The sequence below is a fragment of the Roseomonas sp. BN140053 genome, from assembly GCF_047690175.1.
Taxonomy (GTDB): Bacteria; Pseudomonadota; Alphaproteobacteria; order Acetobacterales; family Acetobacteraceae; genus Roseomonas.
The window spans coordinates 107,227-121,955 of the sequence record NZ_JBLLEB010000007.1 but is presented as its reverse complement, the minus strand read 5'-3'; the positions used below and the strand labels follow the sequence as shown (position 1 = coordinate 121,955).

At 74.4% G+C, this 14,729-nt stretch carries 8 protein-coding genes; all 8 read left to right on the top strand.

The annotated features are described in order from the left end of the window. The first annotated feature begins 127 nt into the window (after window positions 1-127). The 8 genes from ACLIBK_RS09495 (at window position 128) to ACLIBK_RS09460 (ending at window position 14,710) form a co-directional block, all read left to right on the top strand. Window positions 128-1,093 (top strand): Bug family tripartite tricarboxylate transporter substrate binding protein, encoded by a 966-nt coding sequence (locus ACLIBK_RS09495; protein ID WP_415387008.1) that lies wholly within the window; start codon window positions 128-130, stop codon window positions 1,091-1,093. Beyond that, window positions 1,090-1,569 carry a tripartite tricarboxylate transporter TctB family protein gene (locus ACLIBK_RS09490; protein ID WP_415387007.1) on the top strand — a complete coding sequence of 160 codons (480 nt, stop codon included), beginning with the start codon at window positions 1,090-1,092 and terminating at the stop codon, window positions 1,567-1,569. Before ACLIBK_RS09495 ends, ACLIBK_RS09490 begins: the two co-directional genes overlap by 4 nt. Window positions 1,570-1,573: 4 nt before the next feature. After that, complete coding sequence (locus ACLIBK_RS09485; protein WP_415387006.1) at window positions 1,574-3,076, top strand: tripartite tricarboxylate transporter permease; 1,503 nt, start codon at window positions 1,574-1,576, stop codon at window positions 3,074-3,076. Between the two features lie 156 nt (window positions 3,077-3,232). Then, window positions 3,233-4,948, top strand: coding sequence for a glucans biosynthesis glucosyltransferase MdoH (gene mdoH, locus ACLIBK_RS09480; protein ID WP_415387005.1), 1,716 nt, complete (start codon window positions 3,233-3,235; stop codon window positions 4,946-4,948). A 9-nt stretch (window positions 4,949-4,957) separates the two neighbouring features. Next, entirely contained in the window at window positions 4,958-7,069 is a 2,112-nt protein-coding gene (locus ACLIBK_RS09475) for a glycosyltransferase family 2 protein (RefSeq protein ID WP_415387004.1), read from the top strand. Window positions 7,070-7,132: 63 nt separating this feature from the next. Next, window positions 7,133-11,551: a class I SAM-dependent methyltransferase gene (locus ACLIBK_RS09470; RefSeq protein ID WP_415387003.1), complete on the top strand. Its 4,419-nt coding sequence runs from the start codon at window positions 7,133-7,135 to the stop codon at window positions 11,549-11,551. Further along, window positions 11,548-13,134 (top strand): glycosyltransferase family 4 protein, encoded by a 1,587-nt coding sequence (locus tag ACLIBK_RS09465; protein WP_415387002.1) that lies wholly within the window; start codon window positions 11,548-11,550, stop codon window positions 13,132-13,134. Before ACLIBK_RS09470 ends, ACLIBK_RS09465 begins: the two co-directional genes overlap by 4 nt. Next, complete coding sequence (locus ACLIBK_RS09460; protein ID WP_415387001.1) at window positions 13,121-14,710, top strand: hypothetical protein; 1,590 nt, start codon at window positions 13,121-13,123, stop codon at window positions 14,708-14,710. The genes ACLIBK_RS09465 and ACLIBK_RS09460 overlap by 14 nt, the downstream gene beginning before the upstream one ends. Window positions 14,711-14,729 lie beyond the last annotated feature (19 nt).

Here is a 14,729-nt window from a genome sequence, read left to right as displayed (position 1 = left end):
GGGGCCCGGCGGGATGCGAGGCGCGCCACGTTGGCGAGGGGCGCGGGCGCAGTCTAAGCTTCCCGGCAGCGCCAAAGGCCGACGGCACGGCCGCACACCGCCGCAATCGAATGGGAGGACCCTTCTCATGCTTCGCCGCCGCAGCCTGCTCGCCGCCCTGCCCGCCGCCGCCGCCCTGGCCAGCGCCTGGGACGCCCGGGCGCAACAGATCCTGCCCAGCCTGAACATGTTCATCCCCGCCGCCCCCGGCGGCGGCTGGGACGGCCTGGGCCGCGCGATGGAAGTGGTGGCGCGCCAGGCGGGGCTGGTGGGGTCCATGCAGTTCGAGAATGTCGGCGGCGCCGGCGGCATGGTGGGGCTGCCGCGCTTCATCTCGCAGCGCCGCGGCCGCGGCGACAGCCTGATGGTGGGCGGCAGCGTCATGGTGGGCGCGGCCCTGACCAACAAGGCGCCCTACGGGCTGAAGGACGTGACGCCGATCGCCAAGCTGACCGGCGAGGCCGCGATCATCGTGGTGCCGGCCAACAGCAGCTTCGGGAACATCGGCCAGCTGGCGGAGGCGCTGAAGAGCGACCCGCGCGGGACGTCGGTGGCGGGCGGCAGCGCCGGCGGCACCGACCACATCGTGCTGGGGCTGATCCTCAAGGCGCTGGGGCGTTCGGCCAAGGATGCCAGCTTCGTGGCCTTCGCGGGCGGCGGCCCGGCCCAGGCGGCGATCCTGGGCGGCCAGGTCAAGGCCGGCATTTCCGGCTATTCCGAGTTCGCCGAGCAGATCAAGTCCGGCCGCATCAAGGCGCTGGCCAGCAGCGGCGAAACGCGGCTGGAGCCGTCGATCCCAACGCTGAAGGAGAGCGGCATCGACGTGGTGGCCAGCAACTGGCGCGGCGTGTTCGGGGCGCCCGGCATCGACGCCGCGGCGCGCGGCAAGCTGGTGCAGTTCGTCACGGCGCTGCACGACCTGCCCGCCTGGAAGGAGCTGCTGCAGACCCGCGGCTGGGACGACGAGTTCCTCAGCGGCGAGGCCTTCGACAAGTACGTGCGCGACGACAACGCCGCCACCGAGGGCGTGCTCAAGGAAATCGGGCTCGCATGAGGCCGGAGGCGCGGCCCGACTTCGCGGTCGGGCTCGGCGTGCTGGCGCTGGGGCTGCTGGTGGTCTGGCAGACCCTGGTGATCCCGGAAACGCCGGTCTACGCCGCGGTGGGGGCCACGCTGGTGCCCTGGCTGGTGGCGGCGATGCTGCTGGCGCTGGGGGTGGGGCTGTGTGCCTCGGCCCTGCGCGGCGGCTGGAGCCATACGCTGGAGGACGTGCAGGACGCGCCGCCGGTGAACTGGCGGGCGCTGGGGCTGCTGGCGGCGGCGCTGGTGGTGCAGGTGGCGCTGATCGAGTGGCTGGGCTTCGTGATCGCCTCCACCATCCTCTACGTGCTGGTCTGCGCCGCCTTCGGGTCGCGCCGGCCGCACTGGGACCTGCTGATCGGCATCGCCGTCACCGTGGCAGCCTTTCTCGCCTTCGACCGCCTGCTGGGCGTGAACATCGGGGCCGGCGTGCTGGAAGGGATCCTCTAGAACCATGTCCGTCTGGGAAGGCCTGGCGCTGGGCTTCGGCAACGCGCTGTCGCTCACCAACCTCGGCTGGGCGCTGCTGGGGTGCTTTCTCGGCACCGCCATCGGCGTGCTGCCCGGCATCGGCCCGGCGCTGACCATCGCGCTGCTGCTGCCCATCACCTTCAAGGTCAGCGCGGCGGGGGCCTTCATCCTGTTCTGCGGCGTGTTCTACGGCGCGATGTACGGCGGCTCGACCACCTCCATCCTGCTCAACACGCCGGGCGAGAGCGGCTCCATCATCACCGCGCTGGAAGGTGCGAAGATGGCGCGCAACGGGCGGGCCGGGCCGGCGCTGGTGACGGCGGCGATCGGGTCCTTCGTGGCGGGCACCATCGGCACGCTGGGCATCTCCTTCTTCGGGCCGCCCATCGTGGAGCTGGCGCTGCAGCTGGGGCCGCCGGAATATTTCTGCCTGATGGTGCTGTGCTTCGTGACCGTGTCGGCGGTGCTGGGCGGTTCGGCGCTGCGCGGGCTGACCTCGCTGGCCTTCGGGCTGATGCTGGGGCTGATCGGGGTGGACCTGCAGACCGGGCAGGCGCGCATGACCTTCGGGCTGATCGACCTGCTGGACGGCGTGGACGTGGTGCTGGTGGCGGTGGCGCTGTTCGCGGTGGGCGAGACGCTCTACCTCGCCTGGCGGCACGTGGAGGGCAAGCAGGAGGTCCGCGAGATCGGCTCCCTGTGGATGAGCAAGGAGGACTGGAAGCGCTCGATCGGGCCGTGGCTGCGCGGCGCGGGCATGGGCTTTCCCTTCGGCGTGCTGCCGGCCGGCGGCACGGAGATGCCGACCATGCTGAGCTACTACGCCGAGCGCCGTTTGGTGCGGAAGCAGCACGCGCACGAGTTCGGCACCACCGGCGCCATCGAGGGCGTGGCCGGGCCGGAAGCGGCCAACAACGCGGCCGCCGCGGGCATCCTGGTGCCGATGCTGACGCTGGGGCTGCCGACCTCGGCCACCGCGGCGATCATGCTCAACGCCTTCCAGAGCTACGGCATCCAGCCGGGGCCGCTGCTGTTCACCACGCAGGCGGAGCTGGTGTGGACGCTGATCGCCAGCCTCTACATCGCCAACGTGATGCTGGTGGTGCTGAACCTGCCGCTGGTGGGGCTGTGGGCGCGCATCCTGAAGATCCCGACGCCGCAGCTCTACGCCGGGATCCTGGTGTTCGCGACCATCGGCACCTACGGCATCTCCAACAGCGTCAGCGATCTGATCCTGCTCTACGTGATCGGCACGATCGGGATGTTCATGCGGCGCTTCGACTTCCCCACCGCCCCGGTGGTGATCGGCATGATCCTGGGGCCGATGGCGGAACAGGCGATGCGGCAGGCGCTGACCATCAGCCAGGGCGACTGGAGCGTGTTCCTGACGCGGCCGGTGTCGCTGGTGATCCTGCTGCTGGCGGCCGTCGCGCTGGTGGGGCCGCGCTTCTACACCGCCTGGGCGCGGCGCCGCGCCCTGCTGTGACCCGGCGCCGGGCGGCGGGGGAAGCACCTTCCCTGCCGCCCGGCCCATCCCGCGCCGGGCCGGGCGGCAGTGAACCGCGCCCTGCCCCGGCGCGGCGGTTCCGGCCGGGGTGCTTGATCGCCCGTGCCGGGAAGCGTCCTTCCCGAAAGCCCCCCGATGCCCGCCGAAGCCATCCCGTTGCGCCGCGGCGCCTTCGTGCTGCTCTGCGCCCTGCTCACCGCCGGGCTGGGCTGGCTGCTGCTGCGGGTGCTGGCCCCCGGCGGCTGGACGGGGTGGGAGGTGCTGCTGCTGCTCGGCTGGCTCGGCGGCGTGCCCTGGCTGGCGATCAGCGGCGCCAACGGGCTGATCGGCTTCGCGATCCTGCTGCTGAGCCGCGATCCCGCGGCGCTGGTGGTGCCGCAGCTGCGGCATCCCGCGCCGCGGCCGCCGGGGCTGCGCACGGCCATCCTGATCTGCGTGCGCGACGAGGACATGGAAGCCGTGCTGCCGCCGGTGGAGCGGCTGGTGCGGGAGCTGGAGGCCGCCGGGGCGGGCGAGGCCTTCGCGGTCTGGTTCCTGTCGGACACCACGGGGGCCGCCGGCGCGGCGCGGGAGGCCGCGGCGGTGGCCGCCCTGGCCGCGGCGCGGGCGGGGCGCCCGCCGGCGCTGCATTATCGCCGGCGCACCGAGAACACCGGCTTCAAGGCCGGCAACGTCATGGACTTCCTGGACCGCCACGCGGCGGGGCTGGACCTGTTCCTGTGCCTGGACGCGGATTCCGAGATGTCCGCCGTCGCCGTGCTGCGGCTGGTGGGCTGCATGGAGGCCGATCCGCGCCTGGCCATCCTGCAGCCGCTGATCGTCGGGCGTCCGGCGCGGGCCGCCTTTCCGCGGCTGTTCCAGTTCGGCATGCGGGCGGGGATGCGCGCCTGGGCCACCGGGCAGGCCTGGTGGCAGGGGGATGCCGGCCCGTACTGGGGGCACAACGCCGTCGCCCGCATCGCGCCCTTCCGCGACCACGCCCGGCTGGCGCCGCTGCCGGACGGCAGTGCCATCCTGTCGCACGACCAGGTGGAGGCGGCCCGGCTCACGGCGGCGGGCTGGAAGGTGCGCTGCCTGCCGGAAGCGGCGGGCAGCCTGGAAGGCAACCCCCCGGCCCTGCCGCCCTTCCTGGCGCGCGACCGGCGCTGGGGCGCGGGCAACATGCAGTACCGCCACCTGCTGCTGCGCCCCGGCCTGAGCGGCATGGGGCGCTGGCAGCTGCTGCAGGCGATGCTGCTGTTCCTGACGGCGCCGCTGTGGTGGGTGGTGCTGCTGGCGGCGGTGGGCAATGCCGCGACCCGCGGCGGCGCGGCCACGCCGCCGGGGGCGCTGGGACTGGTTCTGGCGGCGCACTGGCTGTGTGCCTACGCACCCAAGCTGCTGGGCTACGCGGAGGTGCTGCTGCGGCCGGGGCGCGCCAGCCGCTACGGCGGCCGCGGGCGCTTCGCGGCCGGCGCCCTGTTGGAGATCGCCTTCACCCAGCTGCTGGACCCTGTGAGCCTGCTGAACAAGGCGCTGCTGCTGCCGGCGCTGGTGCTCGGCCGCGACCCCTGGGCGCCGCAGCAGCGGGGCGAGGCGGGGGTGCGTTGGGGCGACGCGCTGCGGCTGCTGTGGCCGCACACGCTGATCGGCCTGGGCTGCGCCGCGGCGCTGGCCACGGCGTCGGGCACGGCGCTGGCCTGGGGCCTGCCCTTCCTGCTCGGGCCGGTGCTGAGCGTGCCGTTCTGCGTGTGGACCGCCGGGCCGGCGCTGTCCGCGGCGCTGCGCGAGGGGGGGATCGCTGCCACGCCGGAAGAGGTGGCGGGCCGGGCCGGGGGCCGCGCTGGACTTTCACCGCCCCCTGCTGGATAGCACCGGGGCATGGCGACGTTCCGGACACAGGCGGAAATTCGGGACCTCGGGGCACCGGTGGTGCGCCTGTTCCGGACCGCGCTCGGCCGCGACCCCATCCCCGCCGAGCTGGACGCGGCGGTGTCCCGCCTGCGCGACGGGGCCGAGCCGGGGGCGCTGGCGGCGGAGCTGGCGGCCGGCGAGGAGTTCCGCCGCCTGCACGGCCCCGACGCCCCGCCGGACGACGCCTTCGTGGCGCGGCTGCAGCGGCACGCGCTGGGGGATGCCGCGCGGCCGGACGGGCGCGCCCTGCTGCTGGCCGCGGCCGCCATGGGCGCCGGGCGGGCGGCGCTGTTGGCGGCGGTGGCGCAGTCGCCGGAAGCGCGCGCCGCGCTGCCGCTGCTGCCCGGGCTGGTGCCGGGGGCGCCGCCGGACGACCCGCAGGCCTATCGCCTCTGGGTGGAGGAGTATGACAGCCCCACCGCGGCGGAGCTGGCGCGGGTGCCGCCGATCGCCGGGCCGCGCGTGACGGTGGCGGTGGTGGCCGGCGACACGGATGCGGAAGGCGCGCTGCGCACGGTGAAAAGCCTGCAGCGGCAGGTCTACGGCGACTGGAACGCCGTTCTGGTCACCCGCTTCCTGTCCGCCTGGCCGCGGGACGCGCTGGCGCGGCTGGCCGCAACGGAACCGCGGCTGCGGCTGCTGGAGGCCGGGCCCGGCACGCCCCGCGCCGAAGCCTGGAACCGCGCCCTGGCGGCGGGCGACGGGGAGTTGTGCTGCCTGCTGCAGGCGGGCGACCGCCTCGCCCCCACGGCACTGCACGAGGTGGTGGCGGAGCTGGCGGCGCATCCGGCGGTGCAGCTGCTGTTCACCGATGAGGACGTGCTGGAAGGCGAGGAACGCCGGGCGCCGCGCTTCAAGCCGGGCTTCTCGCCGGACGCGCTGCTGGCGGGGGACGCGATCGGCCAGCTGGCGGTGTTCCGGGCCGGGCTGCTGCGGGACCTGGGCGGTCCCCGCGCCGAGGCCGCGCCGCGGGAATTCTACGACCTGACGCTGCGGGCCGCCGCCCTGGCGGGGCCGGGCGGGCTGCGCCACCTGCCCGCCGTGCTGTGCCACCGCGCCGCACCTGGACGGGACTGGCCGGCCCCACCGGACGCGCCACCGCGCGAGGCGCCGGGCCTCGCGGTGATGCTGCCCGGGCCGCCGCTGGCCACCGAGGCCGGGATCGGCGCCCTGCCCTGGCCGCACGCGCGGTTCCGCCTGCCCGAGCCGCCGCCCACCGTCAGCGTGATCATCCCCACCAAGGACCGGCCGGAGCTGCTGGCCGCCTGCACCGCCGGGCTGCTGGAGCGCACGGACTACCCCGCGCTGGAACTGCTGGTGGTGGACAACGGCAGCACCGATCCGGCGGCGCGGGAGCTGCTGGCGCGGCTGGAAGCGCGGCCGGGGGTGCGGGTGCTGCGCCGCCCCGGCCCCTTCAACTTCGCCGCGCTGAACAACGCCGCGGCGACGGAAGCCGGCGGCGAGGTGCTGCTGCTGCTCAACAACGACACCGAGGTGCTGCACCCGGACTGGCTGCGCGAGATGGCGTCGCACGCCCTGCGGCCCGATGTCGGCGCGGTGGGGGCGAAGCTGCTGTATCCCGACGGCACGGTGCAGCATGCCGGCATCCTGCTGGGGCCGGAGGGGGCGGCCACCCATGTCGGCCGCGGCGCCGCGGCCGCTGCGCCGGGCTATGACGGGCAGCTCGCCTGCACGCGCGACCTGTCGGCCGTGACCGGCGCCTGCCTGGCCCTCCGCCGGGACGTGTTCCGCGCGGTGGGCGGCATGGACGAGCGGCTGGCGGTGACCTGGAACGACGTGGACCTGTGCCTGCGCGTGCGGGCGGCGGGGCTGCGCGTGGTCTGGACGCCGCACGCCGCCCTGCTGCACCGCGAGAGCGTGTCGCGCGGGCTGGAAGCCGCCAACCGGGAAAAGCAGGAACGCTTCCGGGCCGAGCAGGCCCTGGTGCGCGAACGCTGGGGCGAGGCGCTGGACCGCGACCCCTTCCTCAACCCCAACCTCCTGGCCAGCGAGGCCGGCCCGCTGGTGCTGGGCCGCCCGCGCCGGCGGCGGCCCTGGCAGGGGGGATCGGTTGCATAGCGGGGGCAAAACTGCCATCCCGCATCGCGTGACACACGGCCCTTTCCCCTTGCCCGCAGCCCGATGACCGGGACCCTGACGCAGCGGCCGGAGGCCCCCGCGGAAGCTGGCCGGGACGCCCGGAACACGCCCGCCACCCCGGTTTCGCCCGGCCCGGCCCCCGCGGAAGCCGCGGCCGCGGCGGCGGAAAGCGTCCGCGCCCTGGCCTCGCCGCTGCTGGAAGCGGCCTTCCTGCGGCCGCAGCGCCTGGGGGTGGAGAGCGCCTGGTACGGCCACGTGCCCTTCGCCCACTGGCTGGCGGCGCAGTGCCGCCCGCGCGTGCTGGTGGAGCTGGGCACGCATTACGGCGTGTCCTACTTCGCCTTCTGCGAGGCACTGGCCCGCTTCGGCGTGGAGGTGCGCGCCTACGCGGTGGACACCTGGCAGGGCGACGAGCACGCCGGCCACTACGACAACCGCGTCTTCGAGGACGTCCGCGCCTTTCACGACGAGCGCTTCCGCGGCTTTTCCGAACTGCTGCGCGGCCGGTTCTCCGACGCGCTGGACCATTTCGAAGACGGCTCGGTGGACCTGCTGCACATCGACGGCTTCCACACCTACGAGGCCGTGCGCGCCGACTGGGAAGCCTGGCGCCCCAAGCTGTCCGACCGCGCCGTGGTGCTGTTTCACGACACCAACGTGCGCGAGCGCGACTTCGGCGTGTGGCGCCTCTGGGCCGAGTTGCGGGAGGCCCATCCCGGCTTCGAGTTCCTGCACGGCCACGGCCTGGGCGTGCTGGTGCCCGGCCGGAATGCCCCGGCCGCGGCGCGGGCGCTGTGTTCCCTCCCCCCCGCGGAGGTCGCGGCGGTGCGCGAGCGCTTCGCCCTGCTGGGCGAGCGCTGGGTCGAGGCGGCGGAGCGGCGCGGCAACATCGCCGCGCAGCAGCGTGCCGAAGCGTCCCTGGCCGGCAAGGTGGCGGAGTTGGAGCGGGCCGCCGAGGAAGCGCGCCGGCTGCAGGCCGAGATCGCCCGCGCCGCCGGCGAAGCGGAAGGGCTGCGCGAACAGCTGCGCGAACGGGATGCCGAGATGGCCCGGCACCGCGACACCCAGGACGCGCTGGCCCGGGCGCACGATGCGCTGGCCGCGGCGAAGGAAGAACTGACGGCGGCGCAGGACGAGCAGCGGGCGCTGCGCGAGGAGTTGGACGCCGCGCGCGCCGGGGTCGAGGCGCAGCGCGACCGGCTGCGGGCCGAGCTGGAGGCCGTGCGGGCCGAGGCCGCGGCGCAGCGCGACCGGCAGCGCGCCGAGTTGGAGGCCGTGCAGGCCGAGCGGCTGCGCGAGCAGGTCGAGGCCAACGAGCTGCGCCACCAGCACCACGCCGTCACCAGTTCCACCGCCTGGCGCGCCACCGCGCCGGTGCGCGGGCTGGGGGCGCGCTTTCCCCGCTTGGCGCGGCATTCCGGCCGCGCGCTGCGGCTGGGGGCGCTGGCGGTCACCGGCCAACTGCCCGACCGGCTGCGGCTGCGCCGGCAGCTGCGCGAGGATGCGGAAACGCTGCGGCACACGCCGCTGTTCGACGCGCAGCGCTACCTCGCGCGCTATCCAGACGTGGCGCGGTCGGGGGCGGACCCGCTGTGGCACTACCTGTGGTCCGGCGCGACGGCGGGCTACGACCCGCACCCGCTGTTCAGCAGCCGCTGGTACCTGGATCAGCATCCCGGGCTGGAAGCGGCGCATGTGAACCCGCTGGCGCATTACGTGCGCGAGGGCGCGTCGCTCGGCCACGACCCGCACCCGGTCTTCGACACCGCGCACTACCTGTCGCAGGAGCCGGAAGCGGCGGGGCGCAACCCGCTGCTGCACTACCTCGACGTCGGGGCGGCGCGCGGCCATGCGCCCAACCCCTTCTTCGACACGGTGGGCTACTGGGAAGAGAATATCCGCGACGGCAACACCGCCTTCGAGCCGCTGTCGCACTACGTGACGCAGGGTGCCGCCGCCGGGCTGGACCCGCACGCGCTGTTCGACACCGACTGGTACGCCCGCACCTACCCGGACAGCGCCGGCTGGAACCCGCTGGCGCATTTCCTGCGGGAAGGCCGTGCGCGCGGCTATGCCCCCTGCCTGCTGCTGCTGCAATCGGCCACCGAGCCGCCGCCGCTGCACTTCACGCCCGTCACCGCGCCCGACGTGTCCATCATCGTGCCGGTCTACGGCCGGCTGTTCGACACGCTGCGCTGCCTGTACTCGATCATGGTGCACAGCGGCACGGGCGTGAGCTACGAGGTGATCGTGGCCGACGACAAGCCGCAGGCGCCCACCGCGCCGCGGCTGCGCGGCATCCCCGGGCTGCGGGTGGAGCAGAACCCGCGCAACCTGGGCTTCCTGCGCTCCTGCAACCGGGCGGCGCAGGCGGCGACGGGGCGCTACCTGCTGTTCCTGAACAACGACACCTCCGTGCATCCGGGCTGGCTGGCACCGCTGGTGCAGCTGGCCGATGCCGATCCGCGCTGCGGCATCGTCGGCAGCAAGCTGCTGAACGCCGACGGCACCGTGCAGGAAGCCGGCGGCACCATCCACAGCAACGGCTGGGGCGAGCCCTACGGCCGCGGCGACGACCCGGACCGGCCGCAGTACAACTTCGTGCGCGAGGTGGACGTGGCTATCGGCGCCTGCATCCTGGTGCGCACGGCGGCCTGGGAGGAGGTGGGCGGCTTCGACGACCGCTACGCCCCCGCCTATTACGAGGAATTCGACCTCGCCTTCGCGCTGCGCGACCGCGGCTGGCGCGTGCTGTACCAGCCGGCCAGCCGGGTGACGCATTTCGACGCCTCCTCCTACGGCGCGGCGGAGCGGGACCGGCAGTCGATGCGCAACCACGCGCAGTTCTGCGAGAAGTGGGACGCGGCGGTGGCGGCGCAGCCGGCGCCGGACACCGCCCCCTTCGTGTGGCGCGAGCGCCCCGCCCCGGGCGGGCGCATCCTGTTCATCGACGACCGCGTGCCGGAGCCGGACAAGCATGCCGGTTCGGTGTCCACGCTGCACTGGCTGCGCCTTTTGCGCGAGGCCGGGATGCGCGTGACCTTCATGCCGCACGACCAGGACCGGCCCGAGCCCTACACAGCCGCGCTGCAGCAGATGGGGATCGAGGTGCTCTACGGCCCGGTGGACCGCGCGGCCTGGCTGGCCGAGAACGGCCGCTACCTCGACCACGTCTGGGCGGCGCGGCCGGACGTGGCGGAACCGCTGCTGCCCGCCATCGAGCGCCACGCGCCGGGGCGGATGATCTACTTCACCCACGACCTGCACTTCCTGCGCGAGGAGCGCCGCCACGCGCTGGACGGCAACAGCTGGAGCCTGGGCGAGTCCCGCCGCCTGCGCCGCATCGAGCGCGACATCTTCCGCCGCGCCCGGCTGGTGATCACCCCCAGCGCGGACGAGGTGCCGGTGATCCGCCAGCTCGCCCCGGAAGCGCAGGCGCGCGACGTGCCGCTGTATTCCGTGCCCACCGCCCCCGTGCAGCGCGCCGAAGCGGCCGCCTTCGCGGGGCGCGACGCGCTGGTCTTCGTGGGCGGCTACGCGCATCCGCCCAACGTCGATGCCGCGCTGTGGCTGGCGCGCGAGATCATGCCGATCGTCTGGCACGCGGTGCCGGAGGCGCGGCTGCTGCTGGTGGGCAGCAAGCCGCCGCCGGAGGTGCTGGCCCTGGCCGGCGAGCGCGTGGAGGTGCCGGGCTGGGTGGCCGACCTCGACCCGATCTATGCCCGCGCGCGCGCCTCCGTCAGCCCGCTGCGCTACGGCGCCGGGGTGAAGGGCAAGATCATCGCGGCGCTGGAAGCCGGCGTGCCGGTGGTGACCACGCCGATCGGCAACGAGGGGCTGGGCCTGCGCGACGGCGTCGAGGCGCTGGTGGGCGACGGCGCGGCGGCGCTGGCGGCGCAGGCCGTGGCGCTGCTGCGCGACCCCGCCCTGTGCGCCCGGCTGGCCAATGGCGGCGCGGCGCTGCTGCGGCGGCGCTTCGACGAGGACGCGGCGCGGCGGGTGCTGATGGCCGTGCTGGGGCGCGACCTGTGCCCCTGCTGCGGCCGCCGCACCCGGGCCGCGACGCCGCCGCCGCGCTGCGAGCGCTGCGGCGCCGGCGAGCCGGAGCGGTCCCTGGCGGAAGCCGTCATCCGCCCCTGGCGGCCGCTGGCCGTGACCAGCCTGCGCGACGCCCTGCCCTTCCTGACCGGGATGCGGCTGCGCGTGCCGGAGGGGCCGCTGGCCGCCGTGCTGGAGGAGGCCGGGCTGCCGCTGCGCGAAGGGACGGAGCTGGACCTGCTGGTCACCACGGGGCCGGGCACCGAGGGGCAGGTGCTGCGCCCCGGCGGCCGCTGGATCCACCCCGCCCCCGCGGCCCCCGAGGAGGTCGCCGCCACCCTGGGCGGCCAGGGCTGGACGGTGCGGCTGCACGATGCCGGCACGCCGGTGATCGAGGCCGAGAAGACGGGAACCCTGGCGTGAGGGACAGTGATCCGGTGGCGCCGCCCCTTTCCCCGCTGGCGCCCGCCTCGCCGGTTGCGTCCGCGCCGGTTCCGTCCGCGTCGGGGCCTGCCTCGCTGGCGCCGTCGCTGCTGATGGACCTGCGCCCCTGCTACGAGGGGTTCGCGGGCATCCCGCAGGAAGCGCGGCTGCTGTTCGCGATGTTCTCGGGCTTCCGGCTGCGCCGCTTCGGCGGGCTGGCCTCGGGCATCCATTATTCCTCGCGCCGGCCCAAGATGCGCACGCCTTACGAGCGGGTGCTGGCGCAGACCCAGGTGCTGATCAGCCAGGACACCAAGCGGACGCACTGGCTGCCCGGCTTCGCTAGCCTGCCCAACGCGATCAAGCGCCGCATCTTCCGCCCCTACCTGGCGCTGACGGAAATCTTCCGGCGCGAGCGGCTGGACCTGAAGATCGACCCCGAGACCTTCGAGGACTTTCTCTGGGTCAAGCTGTTCGACCGCACCCTGGCGCCGCACGAGCGACCGCTGGTGCAGAAGGCGGAGTACTTCGCCACCGAGCTGGGCCACGAATACGCCCGCTCGCTGAGCCTGCTGCCGCGGGTGTTCCAGCGCCAGGTGGACACCCAGGGCTGGGACGTGTTCTTCGCCGCCACCGTGTCGCCCTATCGCGTGTCGCCCGGCACGGCCGCGATCATTCGCTACTACGACGCCCTGCCGCTGCTCAGCCCGCACACGGTGGGCGAGCCCTGGCCGCACGCGCTGAGCCACGGCCGCATGCTGCAGCGGAACATGGAAGACGGCGCGACCTTCTTCTGCGATTCCGAGCCGGTGCGCGGCGACCTGCTGCGCATCTTCCCCGGCGCTGAGAAGCGCGTGCACACCATTCCCGTGGTGCTGGCCCCGGAATACCGCCCCGACGTGCGGCCGCAGCACGAGCTGCGCACCATCCTGCGCCGCCGCGCCAGCTCGGTCACCGCGAGCAGCCGCCGCCCCGGGCCGGAGCCGGCGCAGCTGCCGCGGCTGATCATGGCGGTGTCCACGCTGGAGCCGCGCAAGAACTACCTGAAGCTGTTCCGCGGCTTCGAGATTGCGAAGCAGATGACCGCGCAGCCCATGCAGCTGCTGGTGGTGGCCAATCCCGGCTGGCGGTCGGAAGCGGAGCTGACGGAGCTCAAGGCGCTGGTCCGGGAAGGCGCCTATCACCTGGCCGGCGTGCCGCAGGCGGAGCTGCGCACGCTATATTCCATGGCGCACCTCGTGGTGGCGCCGAGCCGGGCGGAAGGCTTCGATTATTCCGGCGCCGAGGCCATGGCCTGCGGCACGCCCGTGCTCGCTTCCGACATCCCCGTGCACCGCTGGGTCTACGGCGACGCCGCGGAATACTTCGACGGCTACGACGAGGAAGCCCTGGCGCGCTCCCTGGCCCGGCTGGTGGAGTTGCCGCGCGAGGACGGTCATCTGGCGGCGCTGCGCGACCGCGGCCTGCGGCAGGCCGCCCTGTACCGCCCCGAGAGCCTGATGCCGCGCTGGGAGGAGGCGATCCGCAAGGTCGCCGAGAACCGCCTGGTGACGTCCTTCGAGGCCAGCCGTGGCGGTGCCTAGCCCGCAGCCGCGGGCCACCCCCGCCGGCGGGCTGCCGCAGTTCCGCCGCGACGCCGGAGATGGCGCCGGCTCCCGGTCCGGGGGCCGCGGGGGCGTCCACCCCTGGATCGGCTTCTGGCTGCGGGACGGCCGGGCGCTGGCGCTGCTGGGGGCGGCCGTGCTCTGCCTGCTCTTCGTGCTGGCCTATGCCGCCGATCCCGCTCTGCCCGGCAGCCGGGCCGACCAGCCGGCGGGCTGGTGGGGCTGGTTCGACCAGGCGCAGACGCTGCGCAGCACCGCGGCGCTGGCGAGCGGCGACCTGCGCCCTTCCGAGCACCATTACTTCCTCGGCTACTCGCTGCTGGGGGTGCCGTTCTGGCTGCTGGGGGCGAGCGATCCCTTCGCGGCGGTGAACCTGCTCTCGCTGCTGGCCGCCTTCGGCGGCTTCGTGGCGCTGGCCCGCCGGCTGGGGCTGCCGGTGGCGCTGTCGGTGCCGCTGTTCCTGTTCGCCGCGGCCACCGACGCGACGCTGTTCCGGCAATGGGTGGTGCCCTGGAACACCACGCCGATCGGCGGGGCGATGTGGCTGCTGCTGGCGCTGGGCGCCGCCTGGCTGGACGGGGTGCGACGGCCGGTGGTGGTGGGGCTGCTGACGGCCGGCATCCTGGCCTGCCGCCCCGGCGAGGCGGTGCTGCTGCTGCCGATACTACTCACGATCGCCTGGACGGAGTTGCGGGCCCGGCGCTGGCGGAGCTTTCCCTGGCTGGCGCTGGGCGGGCTGATCGTCGCCCTGCCGGTGGGCGTGCTGTACCTGCTGATCTACGGGCCGCAGCCGTCCAACTACATGCGGATCTCGGCCGGGATCGGCTTCTCGCTGCACGACCTCGGCTGGAAAGCCTTCGTGGTGCTGCTGGACCCGTATTCCTGGTTCGCCGACGGCGAGGGGCTTGTGCAGCGCTCGCCCTGGATGGCGCTGGCCCTGCCGGGGGCGCTGGTGGCCCTGCTGCGCGGGCCGCGCGACCGGATGCTGGCCGCGACGCTGGCCGTGCACGCCGTGTTCTACGTGTCCTACGTGGACCTGCTGCCGACCGGTCTATGGCGCTTCCTCAACGTGCATTACTGGGTCTGGGCCATTCCCGGCTACGCGCTGCTGGCGGCGCTGCTGGGGCGCGACCTCCTGCGCGGCCCGAACCGCCTCCGGCTGGCGGTGGCGGGGGCCCTGGTGGTGTCGGCCGCGGTGCTCTGCCTGCGCTTCGAGCCCAAGGCGGCGGGGGTCGAGCAGCCGGCCAAGGCGGTGGACTTCGCCGGGCCGCTGCCGCCCTTCCTAGGGACCTATTTCGGCGTGCTGGCGCTGCGCGACCGCTGGGGAACGCTGTACAACAACGGCGATGTTCGCGCCCTCGTGTATCCCGGCGGGGTGCGGGTGGTGGCGCTGCGGCGGCCGCTGGTGGGGCCGCTGGAATGGCTGCCGGACCAGGCGCCGCCCGGCTTCGACCCGGCCGCGCCGCAAACGCGCTGGGTGGCCTCGCTGCGCTGGGGCTGGCCGCGCTGGATCGAGCGCGCCAAGCCGCCGCGGGTGCCGATCCCCGTGCAATGAGGCGTGCCCGGCCGCGGCG